This is a genomic window from Agrobacterium sp. A3-95, assembly GCF_053521785.1.
Genome location: NZ_JBNWDR010000001.1, coordinates 183639 through 210047, shown reverse-complemented (window position 1 = coordinate 210047; position 26409 = coordinate 183639). Strand labels below are relative to the sequence as shown.

Annotated in this window: 28 protein-coding genes; 10 read left to right on the top strand and 18 right to left on the bottom strand. The window is 57.0% G+C overall.

The features are described 5' to 3' along the window. Positions 1 to 128 precede the first annotated feature (128 nt). Positions 129 to 407, top strand: a complete 279-nt coding sequence (locus ACQZ5Y_RS01045) for a hypothetical protein (protein WP_149909740.1) — start codon at positions 129 to 131, stop codon at positions 405 to 407. Here the strand turns inward: ACQZ5Y_RS01045 and ACQZ5Y_RS01040 are convergent. Then, positions 345 to 1127, bottom strand: a complete 783-nt coding sequence (locus ACQZ5Y_RS01040; protein ID WP_174049294.1) for a hypothetical protein — start codon at positions 1125 to 1127, stop codon at positions 345 to 347. The genes ACQZ5Y_RS01045 and ACQZ5Y_RS01040 overlap by 63 nt on opposite strands. Further along, positions 1124 to 3142: a tape measure protein gene (locus ACQZ5Y_RS01035; protein WP_174049295.1), complete on the bottom strand. Its 2019-nt coding sequence runs from the start codon at positions 3140 to 3142 to the stop codon at positions 1124 to 1126. Before ACQZ5Y_RS01035 ends, ACQZ5Y_RS01040 begins: the two co-directional genes overlap by 4 nt. A gap of 265 nt (positions 3143 to 3407) precedes the next feature. Here ACQZ5Y_RS01035 and ACQZ5Y_RS01030 point away from each other — a divergent pair, with 265 nt between their 5' ends. Continuing rightward, on the top strand, positions 3408 to 3545 hold the full coding sequence (locus ACQZ5Y_RS01030) for a hypothetical protein (RefSeq protein WP_174049296.1): 138 nt from the start codon (positions 3408 to 3410) through the stop codon (positions 3543 to 3545). Positions 3546 to 4057: 512 nt separating this feature from the next. Here the strand turns inward: ACQZ5Y_RS01030 and ACQZ5Y_RS01025 are convergent. The 5 genes from ACQZ5Y_RS01025 to ACQZ5Y_RS01005 all read right to left on the bottom strand — a co-directional run bounded on the left by ACQZ5Y_RS01025 (position 4058) and on the right by ACQZ5Y_RS01005 (position 7350). Further along, a complete protein-coding gene (locus ACQZ5Y_RS01025; RefSeq protein ID WP_174049297.1) occupies positions 4058 to 4294 on the bottom strand; it encodes a cold-shock protein in 237 nt (78 codons plus the stop codon). 103 nt (positions 4295 to 4397) lie between these two features. Beyond that, positions 4398 to 5495 carry a phage major capsid protein gene (locus ACQZ5Y_RS01020; RefSeq protein ID WP_113082238.1) on the bottom strand — a complete coding sequence of 366 codons (1098 nt, stop codon included), beginning with the start codon at positions 5493 to 5495 and terminating at the stop codon, positions 4398 to 4400. Further along, complete coding sequence (locus tag ACQZ5Y_RS01015) at positions 5496 to 5783, bottom strand: hypothetical protein (protein ID WP_149909745.1); 288 nt, start codon at positions 5781 to 5783, stop codon at positions 5496 to 5498. After that, on the bottom strand, positions 5780 to 6274 hold the full coding sequence (locus ACQZ5Y_RS01010; RefSeq protein WP_162729528.1) for a hypothetical protein: 495 nt from the start codon (positions 6272 to 6274) through the stop codon (positions 5780 to 5782). The genes ACQZ5Y_RS01015 and ACQZ5Y_RS01010 overlap by 4 nt, the downstream gene beginning before the upstream one ends. A gap of 293 nt (positions 6275 to 6567) precedes the next feature. Next, complete coding sequence (locus ACQZ5Y_RS01005; protein WP_174049298.1) at positions 6568 to 7350, bottom strand: hypothetical protein; 783 nt, start codon at positions 7348 to 7350, stop codon at positions 6568 to 6570. A gap of 650 nt (positions 7351 to 8000) precedes the next feature. Here ACQZ5Y_RS01005 and ACQZ5Y_RS01000 point away from each other — a divergent pair. Both ACQZ5Y_RS01000 and ACQZ5Y_RS00995 read left to right on the top strand, forming a co-directional pair. Beyond that, on the top strand, positions 8001 to 8201 hold the full coding sequence (locus ACQZ5Y_RS01000; protein WP_174049299.1) for a hypothetical protein: 201 nt from the start codon (positions 8001 to 8003) through the stop codon (positions 8199 to 8201). Between the two features lie 4 nt (positions 8202 to 8205). After that, the gene (locus ACQZ5Y_RS00995) at positions 8206 to 8643 is read left to right on the top strand and encodes a hypothetical protein (RefSeq protein ID WP_113082234.1); all 438 of its coding nucleotides are present in this window, start codon (positions 8206 to 8208) and stop codon (positions 8641 to 8643) included. On the opposite strand, the gene ACQZ5Y_RS00990 is transcribed toward ACQZ5Y_RS00995, so the two are convergent. The 8 genes from ACQZ5Y_RS00990 to ACQZ5Y_RS00955 all read right to left on the bottom strand — a co-directional run bounded on the left by ACQZ5Y_RS00990 (position 8640) and on the right by ACQZ5Y_RS00955 (position 13072). Beyond that, positions 8640 to 9020 carry a hypothetical protein gene (locus tag ACQZ5Y_RS00990; RefSeq protein WP_162729525.1) on the bottom strand — a complete coding sequence of 127 codons (381 nt, stop codon included), beginning with the start codon at positions 9018 to 9020 and terminating at the stop codon, positions 8640 to 8642. The genes ACQZ5Y_RS00995 and ACQZ5Y_RS00990 overlap by 4 nt on opposite strands. Before the next feature lie 92 nt (positions 9021 to 9112). After that, a complete protein-coding gene (locus ACQZ5Y_RS00985; RefSeq protein ID WP_162729524.1) occupies positions 9113 to 9331 on the bottom strand; it encodes a hypothetical protein in 219 nt (72 codons plus the stop codon). A 192-nt stretch (positions 9332 to 9523) separates the two neighbouring features. Beyond that, positions 9524 to 10336, bottom strand: coding sequence for a hypothetical protein (locus ACQZ5Y_RS00980; protein ID WP_113082232.1), 813 nt, complete (start codon positions 10334 to 10336; stop codon positions 9524 to 9526). Continuing rightward, entirely contained in the window at positions 10323 to 10670 is a 348-nt protein-coding gene (locus ACQZ5Y_RS00975; protein ID WP_113082231.1) for a hypothetical protein, read from the bottom strand. Before ACQZ5Y_RS00975 ends, ACQZ5Y_RS00980 begins: the two co-directional genes overlap by 14 nt. 94 nt (positions 10671 to 10764) lie before the next feature. Further along, on the bottom strand, positions 10765 to 10977 hold the full coding sequence (locus tag ACQZ5Y_RS00970; RefSeq protein ID WP_174049300.1) for a hypothetical protein: 213 nt from the start codon (positions 10975 to 10977) through the stop codon (positions 10765 to 10767). A 61-nt stretch (positions 10978 to 11038) separates the two neighbouring features. After that, positions 11039 to 11476, bottom strand: coding sequence for a hypothetical protein (locus ACQZ5Y_RS00965; protein WP_174049301.1), 438 nt, complete (start codon positions 11474 to 11476; stop codon positions 11039 to 11041). Next, the gene (locus tag ACQZ5Y_RS00960; protein WP_236762837.1) at positions 11473 to 11685 is read right to left on the bottom strand and encodes a helix-turn-helix transcriptional regulator; all 213 of its coding nucleotides are present in this window, start codon (positions 11683 to 11685) and stop codon (positions 11473 to 11475) included. Before ACQZ5Y_RS00960 ends, ACQZ5Y_RS00965 begins: the two co-directional genes overlap by 4 nt. Positions 11686 to 11899: 214 nt before the next feature. Continuing rightward, positions 11900 to 13072, bottom strand: a complete 1173-nt coding sequence (locus ACQZ5Y_RS00955; protein ID WP_174049302.1) for a tyrosine-type recombinase/integrase — start codon at positions 13070 to 13072, stop codon at positions 11900 to 11902. Between the two features lie 894 nt (positions 13073 to 13966). Between ACQZ5Y_RS00955 and ACQZ5Y_RS00950 the strand changes: the two genes are divergently transcribed. Beyond that, positions 13967 to 14983 carry a porin gene (locus tag ACQZ5Y_RS00950; RefSeq protein WP_174049303.1) on the top strand — a complete coding sequence of 339 codons (1017 nt, stop codon included), beginning with the start codon at positions 13967 to 13969 and terminating at the stop codon, positions 14981 to 14983. 605 nt (positions 14984 to 15588) lie between these two features. Beyond that, the gene (locus tag ACQZ5Y_RS00945) at positions 15589 to 16611 is read left to right on the top strand and encodes a porin (protein WP_174049304.1); all 1023 of its coding nucleotides are present in this window, start codon (positions 15589 to 15591) and stop codon (positions 16609 to 16611) included. A 167-nt stretch (positions 16612 to 16778) separates the two neighbouring features. Here the strand turns inward: ACQZ5Y_RS00945 and ACQZ5Y_RS00940 are convergent, their stop codons facing one another. After that, positions 16779 to 18851: a lytic transglycosylase domain-containing protein gene (locus ACQZ5Y_RS00940; RefSeq protein WP_174049305.1), complete on the bottom strand. Its 2073-nt coding sequence runs from the start codon at positions 18849 to 18851 to the stop codon at positions 16779 to 16781. Between the two features lie 387 nt (positions 18852 to 19238). Here ACQZ5Y_RS00940 and dapA point away from each other — a divergent pair, with 387 nt between their 5' ends. Then, the gene (gene dapA, locus ACQZ5Y_RS00935; protein WP_003512226.1) at positions 19239 to 20123 is read left to right on the top strand and encodes a 4-hydroxy-tetrahydrodipicolinate synthase; all 885 of its coding nucleotides are present in this window, start codon (positions 19239 to 19241) and stop codon (positions 20121 to 20123) included. A gap of 162 nt (positions 20124 to 20285) precedes the next feature. Beyond that, a complete protein-coding gene (gene smpB / locus ACQZ5Y_RS00930; RefSeq protein ID WP_003512228.1) occupies positions 20286 to 20768 on the top strand; it encodes an SsrA-binding protein SmpB in 483 nt (160 codons plus the stop codon). Between the two features lie 159 nt (positions 20769 to 20927). Here smpB and ACQZ5Y_RS00925 read toward each other — a convergent pair whose 3' ends face one another. Beyond that, positions 20928 to 22427, bottom strand: a complete 1500-nt coding sequence (locus ACQZ5Y_RS00925; protein ID WP_111803595.1) for a methyl-accepting chemotaxis protein — start codon at positions 22425 to 22427, stop codon at positions 20928 to 20930. A gap of 224 nt (positions 22428 to 22651) precedes the next feature. Continuing rightward, on the bottom strand, positions 22652 to 23221 hold the full coding sequence (locus tag ACQZ5Y_RS00920; RefSeq protein WP_013635795.1) for a LabA-like NYN domain-containing protein: 570 nt from the start codon (positions 23219 to 23221) through the stop codon (positions 22652 to 22654). Between the two features lie 391 nt (positions 23222 to 23612). Here ACQZ5Y_RS00920 and rpoZ point away from each other — a divergent pair, with 391 nt between their 5' ends. Continuing rightward, positions 23613 to 24005 carry a DNA-directed RNA polymerase subunit omega gene (rpoZ, locus tag ACQZ5Y_RS00915; RefSeq protein WP_003512234.1) on the top strand — a complete coding sequence of 131 codons (393 nt, stop codon included), beginning with the start codon at positions 23613 to 23615 and terminating at the stop codon, positions 24003 to 24005. Between the two features lie 132 nt (positions 24006 to 24137). Further along, a complete protein-coding gene (locus ACQZ5Y_RS00910) occupies positions 24138 to 26372 on the top strand; it encodes a RelA/SpoT family protein (RefSeq protein WP_003512236.1) in 2235 nt (744 codons plus the stop codon). The last annotated feature ends 37 nt before the right edge of the window (positions 26373 to 26409 follow it).

Here is a 26409-nt window from a genome sequence, read left to right as displayed (position 1 = left end):
TCGGTAGCCATTGAGTTGTAAAAAAAAGCTGATGGGAGCCGAATGACGTTGTGGATAGAATCTGCGACCAATTCGACTCTTAATTGCGTTTGTGGTTGCTTATGCACGTTAACGCAAGGGAGAAACGTATGATCGTCTTGAAGCGCCTAGAGGGCCAGGGAGAATTCCTCGCAAAAGGAAATGAATTCCCCGCCAGCTATAAGGTCGTTGTCTCACGTAGCGCTGATAGAATCGGGGCAGATGGTGTTGCTCATGGTATCGAACTACCCGATATCATGGCCATACAAGAATGCGGCGACGTTAAATTGAGAATGGAAGATGGAACAGAAGTTGACGTGGCGTTTCTAGGCGGCGTGCTTGATGGACCGCAGAGGTTCGTGATCAACACTCGTTTGCCGGGCTTCTGATCCCACTCTCGTCAGGGCAGCGTCCATAGCCTCTTTGCCTGTGAGCCATCGCATTGTTTTGAATGGCTCAATTTTCTGTCCCACAACGTCTTCAGGCCATTCGTGAACCTTTGATGTGTCACTGGCGCCATCCGTTGTCACCTCGCAGTGGTATACGCCGCCGCCTACCGAATATCCCAGGTTAGGCTCCTCACGCTCGCCGCAATGCAGATCGTGCGGCGTCTCGCGGAACCGCTGGAACGCTTCGACTGCACCCGCAGGCGTGAAATACTGTGGATCCGGAACGTCTTCCCAGTCAACGCCGAAGCAAACCCGACCTTCGGTCCACTTGTAACACTCACCACGCGCAAGCTGGTCAGTATCGCTGTGCGACTGTCGTGCGTAGATTTCGCCACGATTGCGGCTCTCTGACCAACCGGCAACGACGATTTCTGACCCTTCCTTGCCAAACAGCTTCATGTAAGAATCATGCAGGTTGAGCAACGCTGGAAGGACCGCCACGACCTCGTCAAACTTGCGAAACTGACTGGTCTCGCAGATGCTCTCAAAGATGGGGAAGGCGATAGATGCCCCCCGGCTGGAATAGACTGCAGGGACGTTCGGGATCTTTCTGACCTTGCATCCAAGGCCGGTGACAATCCCCGTCTCAGGGTCGTAGAAGGCGCCATCGGACAGGATGTGAACGGCGTCGGGCTGGATAACTGCTGCGATAGCACTCACGCGAGGACCTCCGGAGTGTTTGAGAAAGAGATAGATCCGGTGTTGCCACCGTCTGCGTAGAGACTGCCTGTTGGTGCGGCGGGGAAGTAGTTCGTTCCTAAACTACCGCCACCGCCCCCGAAGAGACTGAACAAACCACTCAGGAACCCACCGCCACCGCCACCGGCGTTGTTGATCTTGAAGATGTTGTTGAGAACATCATCGAGAAGGGCGTTGCCGATCTTCTTGAGGCTGTCGGCCAGAATGTCTGCCGCGCTGGCGCCTTCAATGAAGCCGTCAATCATGCCTCGCGTTACATCCTTGGCGGTTTCCATAGCCTCTTCAGCGCGCTGGCGGATCTCATCCTGCTTTTCGGAAAGCCGCTCGGACTCGACGACAGCGTTCGCGTAGCCTGCTGCTAGATCCTCGATGCTGGCCGTCAGTTCAGGCGTGATTTTTACGCCCGCCTCTTGCGCCGCGGTCAGGAGTTCCTGCTTGGCACGGGCGAACTCGATGGAATGCCCGTAGTCGTTCAGGAGAGGATTGAGGCCGGCCTGCGCAGCCGTCTCAGCATTTAGCGCCGCGGTGCGCTTCGTGATCTGCTCGACTTCGCGCGCATATTCGTCGGCTCGCTTCCTGCTGGATTTGCCGTCTTTGTCGGTTGTGACCTGATATTTCTTGTCGGTGATGTCGACGGGCGTGAATTTCTTGCCGTTGACGGTTTGGGTCTCTCCGCTGCCCCCCACAATCGAGGGCGCACTGGTGGGATATTTCAGCGGCTTGTCATTCAGCACGTCTTGAATGATGCTGGACGCGGTTCTGGTCTGCGCTTCTTGTAGGGCCTTGATCTGCCCCTCAAGCTGCCTGATTTCAGCTTGGCCGAGAACGTTGGCCGGATTGGCCTTGATCTCAGCAATCTGCTTTTCGAGGTCTAGCCGCTTCTGGGTGTTGTCGACGAGCTTCTGGCTGCCCTTGATAGTGGATTCGACAGTCAAAGCACCGCCGAACGCTGACAATTTGCCGTCGCCATCGCTGTCGAGCGCACCGATGATGCCCTGGCCAATGTTTGCGAGACCGCTAAGTTTACCGATCTGCACGCCAAGGTTCTGTGCGGCATCAGCACCAGTATTCAGCTTGTCAATGATGTACTGAATATCAGAAGCCAGACCATCCATGTCGACGCTGTTGACGAAGTTCGCCATGTTGTCGATCGCGCCGCCGAACGTGTTGGCGGCCTGCGTGGAATCGTTGAATTTGCGGACGGCGTTCGTAAGGGCGGTCCGGAGATTTTCGAGCCGCCGGTCAACCGTCAGAACGGCACCGGCAACTTTCTGCTCAAGGACCGGTGCGCCGGCATTGATGCCGTCGAAGAATGCCTTTGAGGAAAGCTTTCCTTCGAGCATGATATTGCGGAGCTTGGCAACGGAGCCTTCGGCCTGCTTGATGCCAGCGGCAGCGGCCTGCAGGATAGTCGGAGCGCCTTCGAGGATTGAATTGAATTCCTCGGCGCGAACTACGCCGGCGCCTAGGGCCTGCGAAAGCTGCAAAAGTGCGCCGGATGCTTCCTGGCTGGACTGGCCAGACGCACGCAACGCAAGGGCAACGTTGCTGGAAAGGCTGATGATCTCGTCTGACGAGACACCCAGCTCTTTTTGCACCAGCGATACGCGGCCGTACAGTTGCACCAATGTTTCGAGTGGCGCCGCGTTCTTCTGGGCAGCCGCAAACAGCTTCTGATACACGCCTTCAAGTTCTTCGCCAGCGAGGCCCGCAACCTTTAGGGAGTTGGTGATGCGCGTTCCGCTGTCCGACAGCTGCCGGAAGCCCTGGGCGCCGCCGATAAGGGCGAAGGCCTTCGCCGCGTTCGCGGTAAGGCCCTGATATCCCGCCGCGACGCGCTTGTTCATAGACAAGAAGCGGCTTTCGATGGCACGCGCACGCTGATTGGTAACACCAACGGCGCGACTCATCGCTCTGTCGAACCCTTTGATGTCGGCTGAGAGCTGTACGACAAGCTTTTCTAAATCTTGCGCCATATCTAAGCATCCCTCACTACGGTCCATGAGCGGAGGAATGCACGCGCGTCTTCATGGCGTCCGGTATCCGCCGCCCACACGGCTAGAGCTTGGGTTATAACAGCGTCTGCGGCAATGACAGGCGGTACGCCTTCTTCGAGAATTGAATCCACGCAGGTTTGGGCTCTCTCTGTTGCGCGATCGAAATCGTCTCTCATGTTGGTGTCCTTGGAACAAATGCGCAGCCTTCGGCGTTCGTCGACGACGAACAGGCAGGAGGGATGCAATGGAAGATCGGGTTGAGGTTGTGCCGCTGGCAGAGATCACTGCGCAGCTGGCTGCATTGGCAGAGCAGGCGCGGGCGCTTTGCAAAGACCTAGAAACGGTCCCTAATGAGGATGAGGAAAGCCCAATCGAAAACTAGGGGTCATATTTTCAATTGGAAAAATGCACGCGAATGACCCCCGGCGTTCCCTGCCCAGGCGCAAGTATAGACTTGCAGATAGCCCCGTATCAGGCGAAAAAACGTAATGATTTCTCGCGCGCGCGTTTGCGCACGCGGGAGGCAAAAAACTGTGTTTGCATTAACGTTGTTCGGACCCCACGGTCCGTGGCTGAGGGGGGCCTGGACTTTTTGACCACCCCCGGAGGGTCGATCAGCCTGCGCTCATGGCGGTGTGGTCCCTGATTTGCGAAACCTCGCCATTCAACCATAGCCTTACGGCTTCAAGCCTTGCTTCTCGGTGAGTCTCAAAGCCCCTGAAGTTGCCTCCGCTGTAATCGTTCTCCACGACATACAGATCATCCCACTTGCCTAGCACTGCGAGCCGGTCAAGGGGGGGTAATCGGCTCTTCAGCTAGGCCGAATTCTTCATCATCACTCCAAGCAAGGATGGCAGTCAGCAGTTCTTTGTTCACGCTCATCTCCCTGTCGCGCTACAGATAATAGGCAGCTTCGCCCCATGTGGTCACCTCACGGACGTTCACCGCTTTGGTGCGGCCATCCATGCCGGTCACGCGGTCGTAGTCGAAGCGCTGTCCAATACGTGGGGCCTCATGGTCTGGCATGCTGGTGATGTGTACGAATTCGCCTGCGTTGCCGCGATCGCCGTCTTCCTGAATGAAGCCAAAGCCACGGCCATTGAACCACTTGATAATTCTTCCGGACGCCATTGCGGTCCTCCTGACGTTTGGGAAAGGGGGTGGCCAGCCGCAGGGGGCTAATACGGCTGGCCGGTGATAGTGGGGCGGAATCAGACCCCACTATCTGATTGTGTTAGGCGGCGAACGTGCCTGTGATCAGGCTCTCGGGTCGGTAGACCGCAAGAGCCAGGCGCTCTTCAATGCGCGCAGTTGCCATGTTCTTCTCGAAGTCATCAGCGTTCTCGGTGGAGATTTCAAACGTCACCTGCTGCCGGTCAAAGATCTGTGCGGCAGTAGCGAGTGCACCCACAAGGAACTGGCCGGCTGGCATGGCGGTGGTGTCGACAATCGGCAGGCGCCAGATGCGGCCCGAGCCGCCTTCCACCGGGTCAACGATGATATAGTTGCCGCCGGCGTCTTTCGTCAGCTCGAGCTCGGCCAGATCGTCTGGGTTCATGACGATGCCGGTTGCGGTATACTCGGCGCGACGCACCTGCTGGATGGCGCGGCGAATGGTGTCGACGCGAGTGTCGCCGGTATGGCGTAGGCTGTCGTCGAATTCGGTCGCCTGGGGAATAAGGCCAAGGATATTCTGGCCAGTGCCGCTACCAAACAGAAGCTGCTGCTCCTCGACCAGCTTCAAGCCGGTTGTGCCACGCAGATCCAGATAGGAGACCAGCCCGGCGACGTCATCAAGCATCTGCTTGGAGAGTTTGAAGAGGTGCGCAATGGTCCGAACCGACGCGGTCTTCAGGTCGAACGTGATGTCAGAATAGGGCTTCTGCGTAGTCTCGGCGACAGGTGCCGCGTTATTGGTGAAGCCGGTTTCCTGTACGAATTCGATCGAGCCGGCAGTGGTCTTGCCTGGCGCGATGAGGTCACGCACCGTGAGAACACGCTGGGCTGGTGTGACTATGCCGGGGCGGCGATCGGCAGGGACAAGAGAAGTGCCCTGCGAGCGACCAGTGCCGACGGTCGTGTTTCCTGATGTGATGGCGGCAGATTCGACATAAGCGCGGCCACGATTGGCGCCACCGTTCAACTCCTTGAAGGCCGGCGTGTTGACCAGAGCTGCAGCTAGGCTTTCGCCGGCGGCGAAGTTGTCGTTGGCGTGTCCATCCATACGGGCGAAGCTCTTTTCAAGTCCGGAAATTCGCTCCGACAGGTCGGTTGTGGCGGTATTGAAAGCAGAGCCAAGTTGCTCGATTTTGGTGGCGATATTGTCAGTCATTCAGGTGTCCTTTTCGACATAGGAAAACGCACCGATGTAGGCCAGCATGCGCGGCAGATACGTTCGTGCGGGTTTGTCTGTGTTGGCGGCATTCCATGCGTCGATTTCGACGACGTGCCGCTTGGCTTGTCGGTATAGATCGCGATGCGCAGCGATCTGTTCGGGTGTCCGGTGCTTTTGGATGGCTTCTTCGATTGCAGCGGCAACGGGGTTGGCTGAAACTTCAGCCTTCTTTGTCGCTGCCTCCGCTCGAATTTCTGCGAGCAGGCGCGTAACTTCAGACGTCATTGCGCAGCCCGCCATTCTTTCGCCAGTGCATCGAATGCGGGACCGGCAACAAGAGCCTGCTTCACGGCGCCGGTTGTTTGCGGTGCACCGAAAACAGCATGAACGCCTTGCCCGCATACATTGGCGAGAATATCGACGCCCGGGTTTTCCAGATCATTGCGCAGCACAATGCTCTTGATGACCGGGAAAAACGGGTTTGTCCGGCCGCCGTCGAACGCGGCTGCAATAGCCTCAACGAGCGACATGCAGAGCGTTGGGGAATGGATACGGGCAAACTTGTCGACGCTTTCGCCTACTGAGCCGAGACCGTTGTCGGCCAGCACGGCGATAAGTAGCCGCGCCATCTGGTCAGCGGAGAGGGGTGGATAGGTGCGTCCTACGGCCTTGGGCAGAACGCCGGCATCCGCAGCGCGTTGCGCCAATGAAGTGACGCGACCTAGGCCAATGCCGAGGGTCTTTGAAATGGCAAAGCATGCCGCAGCTTTTCGCACGGTCGCCTCCTTTCATTTTTGGAAATGAATGTTTTGGGTGTTTAAAAAATCGCAGGCGCTCTGCCGGTCGTCGAGGAGACAGACGTCGGCAGAGCGCGCGATCGAACCGCGATACAACTCGCGGGATTTCAAGGTGGCAGTACATCCGTGCGCACCATGATTGGAAACTGGGGTGAGCTACCGCGCGCGGCAACCCACCATCACGGCAGTGACGGCTGCCGGAAATGATAAAGGCCCGCATCGCTGCGAGCCTCTCTCTCTTATAACCTGTGGCGCGGGGAAATGGGGTACCCCTATGCGGCGAGCCTGTCTTGAGCACGCCAATGGCGATCCACAATCCCGAGGCCGTCGAATATCCTGGCGCGCGCCTCACCTTTGGCTCCTTTGCTCCCTGCGCCGAGCCGCTTGCCGATTTCGTCGAGCGTCATGCCGTCGACGACCGACCACTCGAAAGCTTCAAGGATGGCCGGGACATAAGCCAGCTTGGCGCGAAGGATCGCTAGTTCTCGCTTTGCATCGATCGCTGCAAGAATTGGCCAGTCGCCGTTCCATTTTTTGGGAACCGGTGCCGCTAGCTTCCGGGTGGTCTTTCTGGCAGACGTCTTCCTGGTTGGCGAGGTGTCGGCGTTCGCTTTCTTGCCTGTCACGACCTTGACGCCTTTTGACCGGCCTTCTGCATCTTGGTTTTCTACGAAGAAGAGGTTTTCGCATTCCTTGCCGAACAACTGCGTAGGCCGCGACGCGGTGTCGTGCAGGTCTCGATACCGAACCGCAAGCGAAAGGAAGTAGTCTTTGCCTTCGGTTCGCAAAAGCTTCTGCAGCGGCCAATCGGCATTGTCATTGGCCGCTTGGCCGTCGAAGCCATTGGAGGCGTACCAGGCGGTTCCGTTCGCGCGAAACCGCTCCACCTCGTCGTGAGGCGCAACCGACAAGAAAATTTTCGGTAAGGGATCTCCTGCTATGAGCACGACGTCTCCGCGCTTCGTGCGCGCGCGTCTTAGCGACCATTCGCCAGCATCGAGAGAAATTGCAGTCGGCGTGTCGCGCCGGTCAAAAACCGGAGTGTCTTTTTCCATTAGGCCGTCACCTTATGAAAGAGGGGGATAGGGCTGCATACCGACAAGCCGTCGGGTACGCATACTTTCCGAGAACGGGCTGAAAACGGGTAGTGGATTTGAGAAAAAATAATTTTTGGGCTAAGAGCGCGGGCAGGTGGTCATCAAGGGAAATTTATCAATCCGCAAGGGAATCTCGTTAACTATTATTAACGCGATCGGTTGACTTGAGTGGCTTTTGGCGTATAAGCGGGGATAACTGGCGTTACCCCGTTAATAAATCATTTACTTCTTGCAATGTCTGAGTGCATCAGGCAAATAAAAAAGCACGTCGACGAATCGACGTGCTTTTGTGTGTTTGCCTCGGTTGCCTGGCTTGCCGAGAAGCAAGCCGTGCGCCCGAAGCGGTAGTGTCGCAACACCGTAAATAGCGCCCAAAGGCTGATTTGACAAGGCCAGAGGGACTGCAACAAATGACCAGTAAGACGACGCCCCGTGGGCGCGATTCAAGCACAGGTCAGTTCATCACGGTTCAGGAGGCGAAGAGCCGCCCAACTACCACCCAGGTGGAGAGGGTTCCCAAGCCTGGATACGGCGACACAAAAAAGAAATGATGACTGTAACGGCGGCGGGAGCAATCCCGCCGTTTTTTTGTTTCGTGGAGATTTGGAATGAGCGAAGAAAAAACAACCCGTGTGTTTGTTGGTGACTCTCTATCGACGACCCATTTGACGAAAAACCTTGCTGGAGGGTGGGTGGAGAAAGGGCTGTCTACCCAGCATTTAACGAGCCAGCTTAAGGTGCCGGCGCAGGCTCCCGCTACAAATTCACCGCAGAGCAACAAACCAGCTGGACAGGGTGAGAAAAAGTAACACCGTGGAATGGATTTCTATCGCTGCCAACATCGCCACGGTCGTCGGTGTTGGCATAGTTCTTTACCAAATGAGAAAAGACGGACGGAACGCGTCGGCCGCGGTAGTTCTATCGATATGCACAAACGTTCGTAACGAGTTGAAGGGAATTGGTTCTAAAAGCCACCAAGCTGCTACCGGCGAAATATCCGAGTTTGAGGCTGCGTTCAGGGATCTTCTTAATGAGCTTGAGTTGGCTTCTGCAATTATCCTGGACGGCGCCGCGTCGGGGAGGACTGGTAATGTTGCGCGCCTCCTTTTGATTGATGTTCTGGAGGCGATTCAGGACAATGAAGATCTAACCGGGCTTGTTGAGAATGCTATCCACGGCAAAACGACGTTGGGTAATTTGCGGGCATTCATTCAAAAGAACAAGCTGAGAGCAAAGCACAGCGCAGGTTAAGACTTGTCGGCAGCCGAAATCAGCCCGATCAGATCTATACCCGCCTTAGCCAAGATAACGGCAATGAAAATAAGAATGAGAGTGTAGCAGGCGTTCGCAAACATGGACGTGAAGATCGACGGCCAAAATCTGCCCTTTACTGCGTCTCGCAATATTCTTGGCTCTTCCTCGGATATCACGGTGTCAGCGTATTCAGCCATCACTTGCGCTGCACTGTTACGTGCGCTTTGAATTTGGGCTGGCGTCCATGTCGCGTGATATGCCCTTAGGTCATCTTGAGACGGAGCTCGGCCATAGGCAGCCCGGAAGTCGGTCGCCCACTCGCGTTTTGCGTTTTTGTAAATTCCATATGCGACTATACCGACAATATCCGACATACCGTCAGGGCTTTCTCCAACGAACTTTTCGAAAACCCTATTGTACTCGGACGCTACGTTCGCAGACGTTTGCTGTTGCGCAGCACTCTCTGTCATTTCTTATGGCCGGGGGAGGAAAGGAACTTGCCTGACACCTCGCGCAGTTTTGAACCAGCAGCATTACGCGCTCCGTCGAAAACTTTGCCGTCCATCGACTTGGTAGAGAAGCTGCCATCTTTCGACGATCTCTCTACAAACATGCCGGATCCAGCCCGAACGTCTCTTTTCGAGATAGTGAAGAATTTTCCAGATGATGGATGCGATTTGGACATGCTCACTCCTTACGGATTAAGTTGGTAAACAGGGATACATGAGTCAAGGAATAATGCAGAGGTTTTTATCCTAATGGACAAAAAAACGCTGGCAGATTGTTTTGCGGATTTTTGATCTGCTCCATTTATTGTTTGACGATGTGGACACCTCACAACATGAAAGGTCCAGCGCGTGAAAATCGTTGGCTAGGTTCATGCGGCCTCCAGAGGAAGAAAATCGTCGCTTGCCGTAAGAAGCAGCGGAATGCCTATCACGTCGCCAGGCTTGTTGATCTGGTCGATGCCGAGAGCGATCGCCAGTCGTTCGAGCTTTTTCATACCGCGTTCCTGCATGCCTTGATCTTCGTCGCTTTGGACGCAGATGGCGTACGGCTCTGTTAGGCCGTCGTCGGTCTCCATATCCAGCCGAAGCCAGTCCGAGCCGTCGTCTTCGTCGTGCTCAATGTGGCTCGATACAATGGTCATCACGCGGTCCTCAGACGCACGGGCCGGGGCGGCCGACAGGCCCGACCCCGTGCCCGCTGCGGATGTGCTATTTACTTTGTCTCTGGCTGTAGCCGAGACAAGTAAATGAGTTTGCTCCTGCGGCTGTAGGACACTAGCCGATTTAGCGTCCTGTGACCCTAGGACGATCTCGTCCTGTGGCTGTAGGACGCTTGATTTTTTATCGTCCTGTGACGGTAGGACGCTATTAGTGTCCGGCGACGGTAGGACGCTAAAATTCGGGTGGTATTCGGAGGGCCGTTTGCCAGAACCCATCACGCGGGTGAAATAGCCCCACGCTACAAGATCCTCTGTTGCGCTTGCGACGCTGCCCCTTGTTAGGCCAGTGGCTTGCTGCAAGAAACTGACACTGGCGCGCGCGTTGCCGTGCTTCTGGTAATAGCGCTTTAAAATGTGGCGCGCGGTCTTGATGTGGATGAGCCGCACGCGCTCATCGTCAATGATAGCTCCAAGAAGCTCGATACGGTCGACGGGACCGCCAGCGTGATCAGGCTTGCTCATATTTTGCCATCCTTGCGTCATGTGCCGCCCGCCATTCATCGCCCCGCTCTACGACAGGGACGTACATTGCGCGGCCGTCCTCGGTGCGCCCGACCTCTCTTATGAAACCGGCATCGATCGCGCCCTTGATCGTGTTCCACATGGTTTTGCGGCCGACGCCGTAGCGCGCTGCCAAGGCATTGGTGCGCAGGACGGCAAAACCATGTTCGCGCCACTGCTCCACGACCAGCGCGGGAATTCGGAAACCGTTCTTTGTCTTGAGCACATAGGCGCCAGCGGTCATGTAGTCGGTCAGACGCTCGATATCGTCGTCACTGAGCGATTGGTGGTCCATCTCAATCCTTTCTGGAGAGCGCACGAATGCGCACCTGCCGTCGAGGGTCGGCAGGTGGTGACTGGCGGTTGGTGAAGGTGTGGGGCTGTGGTGCTTAGGTCGGCGCCATTGCTTGCGTCATATTTTCCGAAAGGGTCTTCGCAAGCTTTTCGCGCTCGGCGTTTGTCCTGTTACTTGAAATGAAGTGCACGCGTGCACCTTGAGTTATTGTTTCAATCCTTATGAAACCGGGCATTTGAGCCGCGGCGTTTCGAAGGGCGTCTAGGTCGACGGTAATATCAACGTAGTTCTTGTGCGATTTCGGCATAGCTTCTCCTGTCGCCGGCAGCGCCGGACGCTTGAATCTGGTTGGTATTGGCTGTGAACGATTAGGCGGCGCTGCCGGTCAGGTGATCCAAGAGCGCTTCCCGTTTCTCTTTCGAACTTAGGTCGATTGAGGCCAGACTCACGCGCGAAGCGGCGCACACGGCGGTTGATCCATCCCTAAACGTGAGCTCGGGATTACCGTCGACAAAATTGGTGATTTTGCCCCTTATCTTGACGCCCGTGACCGCGTGATACACGACCGCGTCACCGATGCCGTACTGTTTGAATGGGTCATCGGTGCTGTTGATCGGCTGGATCCTCTCCAACAAGCGTGCCTGATGTTTCGATGCCATCTCGGCAACCCGACCGAAACCAGCGGCCAGTGTTTCTAGCTGCTGGCGTGTCATATCCCGCTCATCGACGTTGCGATCTTCAAGGCAGTAGGTCTCACCCTTCAAGGCCTGCACCAAGTCTCGCGCATACATAACGACGCTACTCATGCCGTCGCCCTCGCGCCGATGGCCGTTTCAATCCAAGCATCAACCTCGGCCCGGACGTAAGCGATGCGCTTCAAGCCTATCTGTACGGGCTGGGGGAATCGGCTTTCTTTAGACATGCGGGCAAGCAGCACGCGCGACATGGTTGTTGCGGCGGCCGCTTCTTTCGGCGTCATCAGACGCGGCTTGTTGTCATTCGCTGGAATGGTCATGGTGTCTCCTCGAAGCCAAGACAGAGTCATGGCGTGAAATGGAACGAAGATTTTTGAGAAGGTTCGGTTGTCGGCTGATAACGGTGACGGTTAGGGGCGCTGGGCGCCAATGAGCCGGTTTTCCCGGCGCTGCTTTTTGGCGGGCACCACCCCGCCGATTGCCGCAACCACCACAATTGCGACGCTCATTTAATAGACCGATTTTACAAATTTGTCAAGATTTGGAAACTGTTGAAACCTTGCTTTCGCAGTATTCGGCCCAGTCCTCCATCATGGCGCGCCGCTTCGCAAGCGCGTCACTCCGGCGATATGCTTGCTCAACGACATCACCCACGGCGTGGGCAAGGGCAGCTTCCGCAACCTCGCGGGGGTGGCCGGTGGTATCGCCTGCCCAGTCGCGGAAGGATGAGCGCAGACCGTGCAGCGTAATGGACTTGTCCTCTGACGCGGCCCGCAGACTTTTCACCATGGCCGTGTCTGAAATCGCTGTGCCTTCCTTGCCGCCTTCAAATACCAAGTCACCGGTTGCCACCTGCTTACGCGCCTCAAGGATAGCCAGCATTCGGCCGGTGAGGGGAACGCGGTGCTCGCGGCCAGCCTTCATACGCTCGGCCGGCACAATCCAGACTGCCTGGGCGAAATCAATCTCAGACCAGACGGCGCCGCGGACTTCGCCAGAACGTGAAGCGGTGAGGGCGGTAAATTCAACGGCTCGAGCAGAAACGGCGTCACTGGCCCTCAGCTTCGCCATGATTGCAGGCATGTCTTTGTATGCCGCCGCTGCATGGTGGCCGCGCGTCAGTTTGCTGCGTGCGGGCAGGAGCTCTTTCAGGCCACCGCGCCAACTGGCCGGGTTATCACCGGTGAATAGCCCGCGTGCCCGCGCGTGATCCATTACCGCCGCGATTCGCATTCTGGTTCGATCTGCGGTCTCAGGAATGGTAGTCCAGATAGGTTTCAGGGCTTCAACCACGTCGTCGCGGGTGATGTCGCCAACCGCCTTCTTGTGGAGCGGCTTTGCGTACTCATCGAGCGTCATGCGCCACTGCGCCTTATGCTTCTCATTTTTGAAGCTGGCTTCCTTTACCGCAATGACGTCTTCCATGACGTCGGCGAATGTCTTGCGCGTAGACAGATCCTCGCCGCGCGCCAGCCGTGCGCGAACCTCATCCGCCTTTTCCCGAGCCAAGGCCAGCGGCACCGGTGCGGTGCCCTGACCATACCCGCCAAGCCCTATCTCGACGCGCTTGCCTGCGCGTTTGTATATAAAGACCCATTGGCGGCTGCCGCCGGCGCGCACGCGAAGGAAAAGGCCGTCGCCGTCGCCGTAAATGCCCGGCTTTGTGAGCGTCTTTATCTTGGTCTCTGAAAGCTTATTGCGCGCCATGCTTCGCCCGTTGTCATAACTTTATGCATGAAATTATGGCAAATACGGCCATTGTCAACGAAATCGTATCAATAATTTCAATAGCTTACGAAGCGTGGCGGACATCCTCTCCGCCATTTCGGCACGCAGCCTGAAATTATAAATCTCCCTAAACAGCTACTTCTTCCAAGCAGACACCCAAAGCATGCGTTTCCGCATGCCAGTTCGTTCTTCAGCGCGTTTCGCGAAACTCCGGACCCCTGAGATAAACCGCAGGATAGTGGAGAGAGCTAATGCGCCGACGCGATTCTGCCCCTCGTTTCTTGCAGGCAGTTATAAAGCACTCTCTACCCAAGTGACACACACTCGTATCCCGCGCCGTTTTCGCGACTCGTCCCGTAACGCTTGCGGACGCAATCGGCCAAACAATTGAAGTGCCGGAGCCTGCGAGCCGAATCGTTGATCGGGGAATCGGTGGCGAACCGCTCGGGTTTCACTGTTGTTTCTATGTGCGCACCGGGGAGCCATACTAAGTGTGGGGCCGGAACGGGGCAAAAGTTTCCGTCGCCCTTCCCCTGCGGGGCAAGGGATCTCCGAAAAGGCCTATAGTTTAGAAAGACCTTGTTAACCGCGCTAACTAACGGATTTTCAAGTCATTTCTTAACGCATGGTAAAGCCGCCTGTGGGCCGTGTGCCCACTGTGTGCTGTTTCAGCAACAAACCGAAATGAAGCATGTACGTAAATGCGCTTTATCGGATGTTGGCGATTGCAAGCGGCGAAACCTTTTGTATTTTCACGACCAGAAGCGAGGCGGTGGATCGTTTGGCTTCTAAGAACACGGGAATGGGGCAGGGAATGCTGTCCTTCGGCAAAAGTACCCAGACCCACTTAAAAACTTTGACTGGAGGTCAATCATGAACATCAAGAGCCTTCTCATCGGCTCCGCTGCGGCTCTCGCAGCAGTATCCGGCGCTCACGCTGCCGACGCTATCGTCGCTGCTGAGCCTGAGCCCCTGGAATACGTTCGCGTTTGCGACGCTTTCGGCACCGGCTTCTTCTACATCCCCGGCACCGAAACCTGCCTGAAGTTCCAGGGCTACGTTCGTTTCCAGACCGACTTCGGTCGCGACAAGTCCGGCACCTCCGACTGGGATTCGTTCACGCGCGCTCAGTTCGAAGTTGACACCCGCACCGACACCGAACTCGGCGCTCTGCGTGGCTTCATCGGCTTCCGTGGCAATGCCGACAACGGTTCTGCTTCTGGTTCCAGCGTTTTCGTTGACCAGGCTTTCATCGAACTCGGCGGCCTGAAGGTCGGTAAGTTCTACAGCTGGTGGGACGATGGCCTTTCTGGCGAAACGGACGAGCTGTCTTCCAACGCTCTGTTCAACTCCATTCGTTACACCTACGACGCTGGCTCGTTCTGGGCAGGCGCTTCGGTTGACGAACTCGAAGGCATCTCTGTTGGTCCGTTCAACGAATCCGACAACAACGTTGGTGTTGCTCTCGGCGTTGGCGCCAAGCTCGGCGCTGCTTCCTTCCAGCTCATCGGCGGCTACGACACCGACCGCGAAAACGGCTCCGTTCGCCTGATCGCAACGGCTGACGTTGGTCCGGGCACGCTCGGTCTGGCCGGTGTTTGGGCTTCTGGCGCAAACGCTTACTACAACGTCTCCGAGTGGGCTGTTGCAGCTGAATACGCCATCAAGGCAACTGACAAGCTGACGATCACCCCCGGCGCGCAGTACTATGGCAACTACGGCCTCGTTTCCTTCGACGACTTCTCGAACGACGACGGCTGGAAGGCCGGTCTGACGGTTGATTACAAGATCACCCAGGGCCTCTCCACGAAGATCGCTGTTAACTACGTTGACATCGACAACCGTGACGACCAGGTTACCGGTTTCGTGCGCCTTCAGCGTTCGTTCTAATCTGATCTGACATTGTCAGTGAAGGAAAGCCCGGCTCTTGAGCCGGGCTTTTTCATTTTCTGTCAATCTGCCCTCGGAAGGCGCGTGTGACGCATCACTGCAAAGGTGGTCAGCCACGATTGATTGCAGCGCTCCGAGTCCATTTTCTCTGACTGACGTCAGACGGCGTCCATGGCTGCCGATTCGTTCAGCATCTCTTGCTTGGGCGCAATATATCAAGCGGGGCGGTGAGGCGGTTCCGAGCGCCGAGCGTGTCCGAATCTACAGCCCCGTAAATCGCTCTTTTGACAATCTCGCGTGGCCTGATTGCGTCGGTATCCTGCTTGCGGGCCGAGTCTAGCTCGGGAGGAAATTTTGCCATTCCTCGTAAGTATGTGAAATAAATAAGAAATTAACGACTCATTAAGAATTGGAGTTGGGGAAATTAGAATTGTAGCTATTTCGCAACAATGCAAAACTAAGGGCACCTTACTGTCTTCCTTTTGTCACGATTGCGATTGCCTGTCCGGCCGGTTTTGGCTCTAATCATCTCCATAAGCGGCACGCATCGATTTGTGTTTCCCACTCGCTGCTTAGAAGATTAAGCGTTTGACTGGAGGTCAACCATGAACATCAAGAGCCTTTTGATCGGCTCCGCTGCGGCTCTCGCAGCAGTATCCGGCGCTCACGCTGCCGACGCTATCGTCGCTGCTGAGCCTGAGCCCCTGGAATACGTTCGCGTTTGCGACGCTTTCGGCACCGGCTTCTTCTACATCCCCGGCACCGAAACCTGCCTGAAGTTCGGCGGTTACATCCGTTTCCAGACCAACTTTGGCCGCGACGCCAAGGGTACTTCTGACTGGAACTCGTTTACACGCGCTCAGTTCGAAGTTGACACCCGCACCGACACCGAACTCGGTGCTCTGCGTGGCTTCATCGGCTTCCGTGGCAATGCCGACAACGGCACTGCTTCTGGTTCCAGCGTTTTCGTTGACCAGGCCTTCATCGAACTCGGCGGCCTGAAGGTCGGTAAGTTTTACAGCTGGTGGGATGACGATCTGAATGGCGAAACCGACATTCTGTCCACGAACACCCTGTTCAACTCGATCAAGTACACCTACGACGCTGGTTCTTTCCAGGCTGCTCTCTCGGTTGACGAGCTTGAAGGTTCGTACGGTCAGTACCAGTACGGTCCAGACAACAACGTCGGCATCGGCGGCATGATCGGCGGCAAGTTCGGCGCAGTTACCGCCAACCTGATCGCCAGCTACGACTTCGATGCAGAAAACGTTGCTATCCGCAGCATCCTGTTCGCTGACATTGGTCCGGGCACCTTCGGCCTTGCCGGTGTATGGGCTTCGGGCGACAACGCTTACTACGCAAAGTCTGAATGGGCTGTTGCCGTTGAGTACGCGATCAAGGCTACGGATCGTCTGACGCTTACCCCCGGCTTCGAATATCTCAGCAAGCTTGACGTCAACCCTGTTGACGGCGACTTCGTTGGCGACCGTGACGCCTGGACTGCTGGTCTGACGGTTGACTACAAGATCACCGAAGGTCTGGCCACCAAGATCACCGCCAACTACTACGACGAAGATGGTCGTGACGATGAAGTCACTGGCTTCGTTCGCCTTCAGCGTACGTTCTAATCTGATCTGACATTGTCAGTGATGGAAAGCCCGGCTCTCGAGCCGGGCTTTTTCGTTTGAATATCTGCCGAAGCGGAAAACCGCGTGGCTCGGATGCGGAAACAAAAAAGCACCGGAATAGCCGGTGCTTCGATGTTCTGAAACCGATCAGCCGATGATCTCGACTTCTATCCCGCCCGGCCATGACGCAGGTCATCGACGATATCGGCCTGTTGCCCCAGCCTCGTCTTGTAGACCTGATAATTCTCCATCACCCGCTGCACGTAATTGCGGGTTTCAGGGAAGGGGATGCGCTCTATCCAGTCCACGACGTCGTCGATCGGCTTGCCGCGGGGGTCGCCATAGCGGGCGATCCATTCCGGTACACGTTTCGGGCCGGCATTATAGGCGATGAAGGTGAGGATGTAGGAGCCGCCGAAACTGTCGATCTGTTCGCCAAGATAATGTGCGCCGAGCGTGGCGTTATATCCGGCGTCGCTAGTCAGCATCGCCTGAGTGTAGGGCAGGCCGTGGCGTCCGGCCACGCCCTTGGCAGTTCCCGGCAGCAATTGCAGCAGACCGCGAGCATTGGCAGCGGAGACGGCGGCCGGGTTGAAGGCGCTTTCCTGCCGGGCGATGGCATAGGCAAGCGCCTTGCCGGAGCCGGCAATATTGGCACTGGCGGGAATGACACCGATCGGATAGGCAAGGGCGGCCGCATCGATGCCGCGGCTGAAGGCCGTCTTGCCGATTTGCAGTGATACCTGATGGTTGCCGTTGCCCTCCGCCCTTGCTGCCAGAATGGCAAGCTCGCCCGGGCTGTCGAGCTGATCTGCCAATGACCTGTAGAGGCTGTCGGCCCGCCAGCCGTAGCCTGCGGCTTCCAGCCTGTCGATGGCCCGCACGGCTTCGCGGCCGGCAAATCGTTCACGGTCGGCAGCGCTCGGAGCAGGGTATGTGACGTTCAGCGTCTTTGCATCGATTCGTGCGGCGGCAAGCTGGCCGTAAAAGGTGCCGGAATGGGCAGCCGCCTTGGTGAAGAAATCGCGGGCGTTGCCCGGCCCGCCCACTTCCGCCGCCCGCCCCAGCCAATAATAGGCCCGCGAGGCGGAAAGTGGCCGGTTCGAGGTCTGCAAAAGGGTGTTGAAGTGGCGTGAGGCCGTGGCGGGATCGCGCAGCGCCCGCAACGCATACCAGCCAGCATGGAATTCCGCATCGGCAACATCGACGGCTGATGTGGCCGAATGATTGGCAACGATGCGATAGGCTTCGGCAAAATCGCCGAGATCGGCGACGCCGCGCGCGATGATTCGCCGCTCGTTCCACCACTCGCCGGGATTGACGAGTTTTGCCGTGTCCTTCGGCGCCTGCTTTAAAAGTGCTGCGGCTTCCGGATATTTCTGCTGGTTGCGGAGATTTTCGATGCGCGCGAAGAGAAAAGCAGGGTCGCTGCGCAAGTTGGCGTCGACCTTGCCCAGCAGCGCCACGGCATTGCCTGAGCGCTGCAGCACGGCGGCCCAGGCATTGTAGAGCGACTGCGCCTTGCCGAGATCACCGAAACGTTTCGCTTGGCCGATTCGGCTGCGATACATCAGATAATCCATCCGCGCCTTGTGGTCGGCGGGCGTCAGATAAGTGGGGAACTCGGCAAGAACACGGTCTTCCATGTCCTTGTCCATGCCTTCGCTCACCCAGAGCTGGCGAATGAGGCGTTGTGCTTCCAAAGCCTTGCCGGAAGAGGTGAGGGCCTTGGCGAGCACAACGGTGCCCTCGGCTGTTTCCGGCCGGCCGCTGCCAAAAGCGGCAAGCACCTGGGGTGCCGGTGGATTTTCGCGGTAAAGCGCCTTTTCGGAATTGGCGCGCAGCGTCGCCGCACCCGGCCACCCCGCCAGTTCGCTCTGGGCTGAAGTGATTTCGGCGGAAGGCACGTCCTTCTGCCCGGAAATGGCAATCGCCCAGGTAAGAATATGCCGGTCGAGACTGCCTGTCTGCATGGCGTTGCGAAGGGCGATGGCGCGTGTCGTGTCGCGGCTGGAAAGCGCATCCAGTCCGGCTTTAAGCTGGCTCGCATCGTCAGGCCGGTTAAGGCGTGGTATGGCGCCGGTAATTTCGGGCGAGGCCGGCATGAAGGCGGGAACAGCAGGCGCATTCGGCTTCACATAGGGAAGCGGCACGGCAGCTTCCGGCACGGGGCCGGCCAGCGCGTTCCAAACGGTCGCGGCAAGACCTGCCGCCATCAATCCCCAAACTGTCTTTTTCATACCGCTCTTCATCACTGGACGGAAACAATCGACCTTCTTGTATTGTCGTTTCATTGCAGCGGGATTGCGAAATGCGCCAGTGCGTTGCACCTATGAGTTTCGCCTCAGATCCCGCTCTGGAATCTACGGAGACTGTGCTTAACGAAACCTTACTTTCCGCTCTGCACTCCAATCAACTTTTATTCACCGGTCTGCGAGCGGCGTAAAATTCCACCGCCTCGTTTTTTGCCTGCCGCGTGAGCTTCCGCGACTGTCACACTTCCGACAATTTCGGACAAAATAGGCTGCCTTTGCGCTTGTCGGCGCCAAGGGCTGGCACTAATGTGTGCCGGTTTTAACCATCGAATGCGGCCGAAGCATGAACCGGCTCGGCGCCAGGAGCTTTGTATGTTCAAGGGATCAATTCCCGCCCTCATTACCCCGTTCACGGACAATGGTGCCGTGGACGAACAGGCATTTGCCGCCCATGTGGAATGGCAGATTGCCGAAGGCAGCAACGGACTTGTGCCTGTGGGCACGACGGGGGAATCTCCAACCCTGTCCCATGACGAGCACAAACGTGTGGTCGAGCTGTGCATCGAGGTAGCGGCGAAACGGGTTCCGGTCATCGCGGGCGCTGGCTCCAACAATACCGATGAAGCGATAGAACTTGCCCTGCACGCGCAGGATGCGGGCGCGGATGCGCTGCTGGTGGTCACCCCCTATTACAACAAGCCGACGCAGAAGGGGCTTTTCGCCCATTTTTCCGCAGTTGCGGAAGCAGTTAAACTGCCGATCGTCATCTATAACATCCCGCCGCGTTCGGTGGTGGATATGTCGCCGGAAACCATGGGTGCGCTTGTGAAGGCGCACAAGAACATCGTCGGCGTCAAGGATGCGACGGGCAAGCTCGACCGCGTCTCCGAACAGCGGATTTCCTGCGGCAAAGATTTCATCCAGCTGTCCGGCGAAGATGGCACGGCACTCGGCTTCAACGCCCATGGCGGCGTCGGCTGCATTTCGGTCAGCGCCAATGTTGCGCCACGCCTCTGTTCCGAATTCCAGGCGGCCATGCTTGCAGGCGACTACGCCAAGGCGCTGGAGTATCAGGACCGCCTGATGCCTCTGCACCGGGCCATCTTCATGGAACCTGGTGTGTGCGGCACAAAATATGCGCTTTCGAAGACCCGTGGCGGCAACCGCAAGGTCCGCTCGCCGTTGATGAGCACGCTGGAACCGGCAACGGAAGCGGCAATCGACGCGGCACTGAAGCATGCCGGCCTGATGAACTAACGGACACCTGAAACCCGAAAGGCGCGCAATGGGACTGCTTCGCGACAGAAGCCGGTTCGCGCGCCTTTTCTTTTCGTAACGACGATACTAAATAGAAACGTGAAAACCGCTCGTGGCGGACAAGCCGCAGGCGCAATAAGAAAAACAAGGGATTGAAATATCATGGCCCCCAAAGGCAGCCAGCGCGTGGTGAACAAGATCGTTGCGGAAAACCGCAAGGCTCGTTTCAACTACGAAATCATCGACACCTATGAGGCGGGTTTGGTGCTGACCGGCACCGAGGTCAAGGCGCTGCGCGAAGGCAAGGCTAATATCGCCGAGTCCTACGCATCGGACGAGGGCGATGAAATCTGGCTCATCAATTCCCACCTGCCGGAATATCTGCAGGCCAACCGCTTCAACCACGAGCCGCGCCGCCGTCGCAAGTTGCTGCTGAACAAGCGCGAGATCAACCGACTACGCGCCGGCATCAACCGTGAAGGCATGACGCTGGTGCCGCTGAAGGTCTATTTCAACGAAAAGGGCCGTGCGAAGCTGGAACTGGCACTGGCCAAGGGCAAGAAGCTGCACGACAAGCGCGAGACAGAGAAGGAACGCGACTGGAACCGGCAGAAGTCGCGGCTGCTGAAGGGCAACAACGCCTAGAGCTCATGCCTCATTCCTGCACTTGTCGCAGGAATCAAGCCGCCGCGCGTCTGCGCGGCGAGAGAGTTCTTTTCAGCCCAAGGATTTGGTCTGGCTAGATTGCTGTGACAAGCACAGAAATGAGAGTGGGGATGCTTTCGCCTCTTGAATAGACAGCTCTCACGCCGCCCTATAAGTCCGCTCCACATAGGACGTGGACCCCGAAACACTGAACCGGCTGACCAGTGCCGCCAGATTGGCGCTGACATCGCTCAGATTGTGCGTGGCCGCGTTGGTTTCTTCCACCATGGCCGCATTCTTCTGGGTCAGATTGTCCATGCTGTTGATGGCGGCGCTGATTTCCTGAATGCCGACGGACTGCTCCTGGGCCGCCTTGGTCAGTGAGGTGATATGTTCCTGAATATGATCCACCTTGTTGCCAATCGTATTCAGCGATTGCCCGGTTTTATTGACCAGCGATACGCCCTGCATCACATCCTCCGAGGATTTGGTGATGAGGGTCTTGATCTCCTTGGCGGCGTTGGCTGAACGCTGTGCCAGCTCGCGCACTTCCTGGGCGACGACGGCAAAACCCTTGCCAGCTTCACCGGCACGCGCGGCTTCCACACCGGCATTCAGCGCCAGAAGGTTCGTCTGGAACGAAATCTCGTCGATGACGGAAATGATCTGGGTGATCTTCTGCGACGATTCCTCGATGGCGCCCATCGCTTTTACCGCTTCCGTCACCACATCCCGTGACCGCGCCGCTTCGGCGGCCGAGCTTTCGACGATGGCCTTGGCTTCTTCGGAGCGCTGCGCCGAAAGCTTGGAAATGGTGGTGATTTCCTCCACGGCGGCGGCGGTTTCCTCAAGGGCTGCTGCCTGCTGCTCCGTTCTGCGGGCCATGTCGTCGGTAGCCGATGTCAGTTCGCGCGTATTGCCTGATATCTTGTTGGCTTCCTCGACGATCTGCGAGAATGCACCCGCGAGATTGCCGACCGCAGCGTTGAAATTGGCAATCAGCCCCTCGAATTGCGGTGCAGTCTTTTCATTGATGCTGGAGGTGAGGTCGCCATTCGCCAGCTTGTTCAGGGCGTTGTTGAGCAGTTCGAGAACGTGCTCCTGCTCCCTCTTCATCTGCGCCTGTTGTTCCTCGACCTTCAGCCGCTCGGCGGCAAGCACGTCGAGGTAGACGGAGATCGAATAGTCCATGTCGAGAAGGGCGGCCTTGATCGTTACCGTCAGGGCGTCGTTCAGCTTCTTGGCCTTCTTTTCCTGGAAAAGGCCCTTCAGTTCCGAATTGACGACGGCTTTGACGATGCCATCAAGCATCAGCGCGTAACCGCCAATATACCATCTCGGCTCCAGCCCCAGCCTTGCATGGGTACGGCCGATGGCCGTCACGGCATCGGTATAGTCCGAGTTGAAGGTGCCGGAGGCAATTCTTGCCCAGTGTTTCATCTGCATGCCTTTGGCATGCTGGACATGCGCGTCGCTTGCAAAGAATTTCGCCGTCTCCGGCACGGAGCGCGCCTTCGCATAAAACCGATCGAGAGAGGCGTCGAGAGAGCCTGTAATGACGCCCTTCATGTCCGAAAGGTTTTGTCGTTGCTCCTGGCCAAGCCCCAGAAAATTAAGTCTTTCGTCGAGTTGTTGATTGGTTTTTACTTGGCCATGCATGTCTGAACATCCTGATTTGACACCGAAATCATGTCGTTGGTGCCGTTGGGTGATTTAGACACGTCTAAAATTAACCAAGATATAATTTTGACTGGCCGAATTTGATGTTTGTTAATTTTAAGAGGAATTTTCCGGCACGAATACACGGTTGTGACGCCAAACAAAAACGCGCCCGCCTTGCAGACGGACGCGTTCTCATTAGGTCGGCGGCTTAAAAACCGGTATCAGATCGTCTCGGGGCTTTCGACGTGCCGGGCAGGGCGCTCGTTCGGATCACGCCCGATTTCGGCCTTCAAGGTCATGAGATCAATGAAGTGATCTGCCTGTCTGCGCAGATCGTCGGCGATCATTGCGGGCTGCGTTGCCATGGTGGACACCACGGAAACCTTGCGGCCCTTGCGCTGAAGCGCGTCCACCAGCTTGGTGAAATCGCCGTCACCGGAAAACAGAACCAGATGGTCGACGGTCTCGGACTGTTCCATGGCATCGACAGCAAGTTCGATATCCATGTTGCCTTTGATCTTGCGGCGACCGAGCGCGTCGGTGAATTCCTTCGCCGGCTTCGTCACGACCTTGTAGCCGTTATAATCCAGCCAGTCGATCAGAGGGCGGATCGAGGAATATTCCTGATCCTCGATCAATGCGGTGTAATAGTAGGCGCGCAGCAGGTATCCGCGCTTCTGAAACGCCTTAAGAAGCTTGCGATAGTCGATATCGAACCCCAGGCTTTTAGATGCTGCATAAAGATTGGCTCCATCTATAAAGAGCGCAATTTTCTCCCGTGGATCGAACATTCCATCCCATTCCTTTTTTGGAAAGGCCATTATCTGGCTTTTATTTCCGGTCGCAAATGCGAAAAATCATGTCGTATCAACGAATTTTGCGTAGCGCCGTTGCGTTTTAAGTAAGGTAACTTCACCCGTATTCCAAGACAATTCTTCTAGACATTTTGTTCATCAGACGCCAAACAAGGGCAATAAGGTGCCAAAAGACGCCAAAGACAGGAAAAACTTGAATTCCGCGGCCAATGGCTGTATCGGAAGCTGGAAGGCTTCGTCGCGAGGAATCCAAAGCGTTTTTCGCAAGGCACGAAGCGCAGATTCAATAGGTTAGAGCATCCCTTGTGCATCCTCAAGAAAGCACGGCGCTCTGATCCACGACATTACGACTCGCAAAGGACAGGCAATGGCCCGCGTCACAGTTGAAGATTGCATTGATAAAGTAGACAACCGTTTCGAGCTGGTCCTTCTCGCCAGCCACCGTGCGCGCCAGATTTCCCAGGGCTCGTCCATCACAGTTGACCGCGATAACGACAAGAACCCGGTCGTCGCTCTGCGCGAAATCGCCGACGAGATGCTTTCGCCCGACGACCTCAAGGAAGACCTCATCCATTCGCTGCAGAAGCATGTGGAAGTGGACGAGCCCGAGCCCGATCCGGTTACGCTGGCAGCCTCCGCTACTGCCGATGGCGAAGAGGACGACCAGCCGGAAACCGTTACTTTCGACCAGATGTCGGAAGAAGAACTGCTGGCCGGTATCGAAGGCCTTGTGCCGCCGGAAAAAAATGACGACTATTGATCTGACTTTATGACGCCATTGGCAGGCGGTGGTTACCGTCTGTCAATATTTGCCGTCATAATCTGATCCCTATTGATGCAGCATTGTGCGCCGACCCCAAGGTTGGCGCGCTTTCTTTTTGTGGAATATCGCATGATGCGGCAATACGAACTCGTTGAGCGGGTTCAAAAATATAAACCGGATGCGAATGAGGCCCTGCTGAACAAGGCCTATGTTTATGCAATGCAGAAACATGGCCAGCAAAAGCGGGCCAATGGCGACCCCTATATCTCGCATCCGCTGGAAGTTGCCGCCATCCTGACGGAAATGCATCTCGACGAATCGACCATCGCGGTGGCGCTGCTTCACGATACGATCGAGGATACCACCGCTACCCGCGCTGAAATCGACGAGCTGTTCGGCGAGGATATCGGCAGACTGGTGGAGGGGCTGACCAAGCTCAAGAAACTCGATCTCGTCACGCGCAAGGCCAAGCAGGCCGAAAACCTGCGCAAGCTGCTGCTTGCCATTTCCGACGACGTGCGCGTTCTTCTGGTGAAGCTGGCCGACCGCCTGCACAACATGCGCACCATGGAATATATGCCGGCGGACAAACGCAGCCGCATTTCCGAAGAAACCATGGAAATCTATGCGCCGCTGGCCGGCCGCATGGGCATGCAGGACATGCGCGACGAGCTGGAGGACCTGTCCTTCCGTTACCTCAATCCGGAAGCCTATGAGACGGTGACCAACCGCCTTCAGGAACTGGAAACGCGCAACGAAGGGCTCATCAAGAAGATCGAGGACGAATTGCGCGAGCTACTCGTGGCGAACGGCCTTCTCGGCGCCAGCGTCAAGGGGCGTCAGAAGAAGCCCTATTCGGTGTTCCGCAAGATGCAGTCGAAATCGCTCTCTTTTGAGCAGCTGTCCGACGTCTACGGCTTCCGCATTCTGGTGGACGATATTCCTTCCTGCTACCGGGCGCTCGGCATTGTCCACACCCGCTGGCGCGTGGTACCCGGCCGCTTCAAGGACTATATCTCCACGCCGAAGCAGAACGACTATCGTTCCATCCACACCACGATCGTTGGCCCTTCGCGCCAGCGTATCGAGTTGCAGCTGCGCACCAAGCGCATGCACGAAATCGCCGAATTCGGCATTGCCGCCCATGCGCTCTATAAGGACGGCGAAAACGGGGAGGGCGATCTGCTCTCGCCGGAGAGCAACGCCTATTCCTGGCTGCGCCACACCATCGAATCGCTGGCAGAAGGCGACAGCCCGGAAGAATTCCTCGAACACACCAAGCTGGAACTATTCCAGGACCAGGTGTTCTGCTTCACGCCCAAGGGCAAGCTGATTGCGCTGCCGCGTGGCGCCACCCCCATCGATTTCGCCTATGCGGTACACACCAATATCGGTGACACCACAGTTGGCGCCAAGATCAACGGCCGGATCATGCCGCTTGTAACCCGCCTCAACAACGGCGACGAGGTGGAGATCATCCGCTCCGGCGTGCAGGTTCCGCCCGCCGCATGGGAAGAGGTGGTGGTGACAGGCAAGGCCCGCTCGGCCATCCGCCGCGCCACGCGCATGGCCATTCGCAAGCAATATTCGGGTCTCGGTTACCGTATTCTGGAGCGCACTTTCGAACGTGCCGGCAAGGCCTTCTCGCGTGACGCGCTGAAACCTGTGCTGCATCGTCTGGCGCAGAAGGATGTGGAAGACGCTATCGCCGCCGTCGGGCGCGGCGAGGTCTCCTCGCTCGACGTGCTGCGTGCAGTCTATCCGGATTATCAGGACGAGCGCGTGACGGTGAAGATGACCGGCGACGACGGCTGGTTCAACATGCGCAGCGCTTCCGGTATGGTCTTCAAGATCCCCGGAAAGTCGCGCTCCGTTCTGGAAGACGATGGCGCAGCCGAAATGCTCGACGGACCGGACCCGCTGCCCATCCGTGGCCTTTCCGGCAATGTCGATGTGCATTTCGGTGCCGCCGGCGCCGTTCCGGGCGATCGCATCGTCGGCATCATGGAAAAAGGCAAGGGCATCACCATCTATCCCATTCAGGCGCCGGCGCTGCAGCGTTTCGACGATGAGCCGGAGCGCTGGATTGATGTCCGCTGGGATCTTGATGAGGCGAACAAGTCGCGCTTCATGGCGCGGGTGATGATCAACGCGCTGAACGAACCCGGCACGCTCGCCTCCGTGGCGCAATCGATCGCAACGCTGGATGTCAACATACGCGCCCTGAATATGGTCCGCATCGGCACGGATTTCTCCGAACTGGCGCTGGATGTCGAAGTCTGGGATTTGCGGCAACTCAACCAGCTGCTGTCGCAGCTGAAAGACCTCGATTGCGTATCCACGGTCAAACGTGCCTTCGATTGAGGCATTTTTGATCATTCGCACATTCCAAAAGGCCGCT

Bases quoted from the DNA above. Each gene is read 5' to 3' on its own strand.
- ACQZ5Y_RS00920 (WP_013635795.1), bottom strand. From the start codon at position 23,221: ATGTTCGATCCACGGGAGAAAATTGCGCTCTTTATAGATGGAGCCAAT.
- ACQZ5Y_RS00985 (WP_162729524.1), bottom strand. From the start codon at position 9,331: ATGTCCAAATCGCATCCATCATCTGGAAAATTCTTCACTATCTCGAAA.
- ACQZ5Y_RS00910 (WP_003512236.1), top strand. From the start codon at position 24,138: ATGATGCGGCAATACGAACTCGTTGAGCGGGTTCAAAAATATAAACCG.
- ACQZ5Y_RS01005 (WP_174049298.1), bottom strand. From the start codon at position 7,350: ATGGAAAAAGACACTCCGGTTTTTGACCGGCGCGACACGCCGACTGCA.
- ACQZ5Y_RS00990 (WP_162729525.1), bottom strand. From the start codon at position 9,020: ATGTCGGATATTGTCGGTATAGTCGCATATGGAATTTACAAAAACGCA.
- ACQZ5Y_RS00980 (WP_113082232.1), bottom strand. From the start codon at position 10,336: ATGAGCAAGCCTGATCACGCTGGCGGTCCCGTCGACCGTATCGAGCTT.
- rpoZ (WP_003512234.1), top strand. From the start codon at position 23,613: ATGGCCCGCGTCACAGTTGAAGATTGCATTGATAAAGTAGACAACCGT.
- smpB (WP_003512228.1), top strand. From the start codon at position 20,286: ATGGCCCCCAAAGGCAGCCAGCGCGTGGTGAACAAGATCGTTGCGGAA.
- ACQZ5Y_RS01000 (WP_174049299.1), top strand. From the start codon at position 8,001: ATGAGCGAAGAAAAAACAACCCGTGTGTTTGTTGGTGACTCTCTATCG.
- ACQZ5Y_RS00950 (WP_174049303.1), top strand. From the start codon at position 13,967: ATGAACATCAAGAGCCTTCTCATCGGCTCCGCTGCGGCTCTCGCAGCA.
- ACQZ5Y_RS01045 (WP_149909740.1), top strand. From the start codon at position 129: ATGATCGTCTTGAAGCGCCTAGAGGGCCAGGGAGAATTCCTCGCAAAA.
- ACQZ5Y_RS00925 (WP_111803595.1), bottom strand. From the start codon at position 22,427: ATGCATGGCCAAGTAAAAACCAATCAACAACTCGACGAAAGACTTAAT.
- ACQZ5Y_RS01030 (WP_174049296.1), top strand. From the start codon at position 3,408: ATGGAAGATCGGGTTGAGGTTGTGCCGCTGGCAGAGATCACTGCGCAG.
- ACQZ5Y_RS00965 (WP_174049301.1), bottom strand. From the start codon at position 11,476: ATGAGTAGCGTCGTTATGTATGCGCGAGACTTGGTGCAGGCCTTGAAG.
- ACQZ5Y_RS00970 (WP_174049300.1), bottom strand. From the start codon at position 10,977: ATGCCGAAATCGCACAAGAACTACGTTGATATTACCGTCGACCTAGAC.
- ACQZ5Y_RS01025 (WP_174049297.1), bottom strand. From the start codon at position 4,294: ATGGCGTCCGGAAGAATTATCAAGTGGTTCAATGGCCGTGGCTTTGGC.
- ACQZ5Y_RS01020 (WP_113082238.1), bottom strand. From the start codon at position 5,495: ATGACTGACAATATCGCCACCAAAATCGAGCAACTTGGCTCTGCTTTC.
- ACQZ5Y_RS01035 (WP_174049295.1), bottom strand. From the start codon at position 3,142: ATGGCGCAAGATTTAGAAAAGCTTGTCGTACAGCTCTCAGCCGACATC.
- ACQZ5Y_RS00960 (WP_236762837.1), bottom strand. From the start codon at position 11,685: ATGACCATTCCAGCGAATGACAACAAGCCGCGTCTGATGACGCCGAAA.
- ACQZ5Y_RS00975 (WP_113082231.1), bottom strand. From the start codon at position 10,670: ATGGACCACCAATCGCTCAGTGACGACGATATCGAGCGTCTGACCGAC.
- dapA (WP_003512226.1), top strand. From the start codon at position 19,239: ATGTTCAAGGGATCAATTCCCGCCCTCATTACCCCGTTCACGGACAAT.
- ACQZ5Y_RS00955 (WP_174049302.1), bottom strand. From the start codon at position 13,072: ATGGCGCGCAATAAGCTTTCAGAGACCAAGATAAAGACGCTCACAAAG.
- ACQZ5Y_RS01015 (WP_149909745.1), bottom strand. From the start codon at position 5,783: ATGACGTCTGAAGTTACGCGCCTGCTCGCAGAAATTCGAGCGGAGGCA.
- ACQZ5Y_RS00945 (WP_174049304.1), top strand. From the start codon at position 15,589: ATGAACATCAAGAGCCTTTTGATCGGCTCCGCTGCGGCTCTCGCAGCA.
- ACQZ5Y_RS00940 (WP_174049305.1), bottom strand. From the start codon at position 18,851: ATGAAAAAGACAGTTTGGGGATTGATGGCGGCAGGTCTTGCCGCGACC.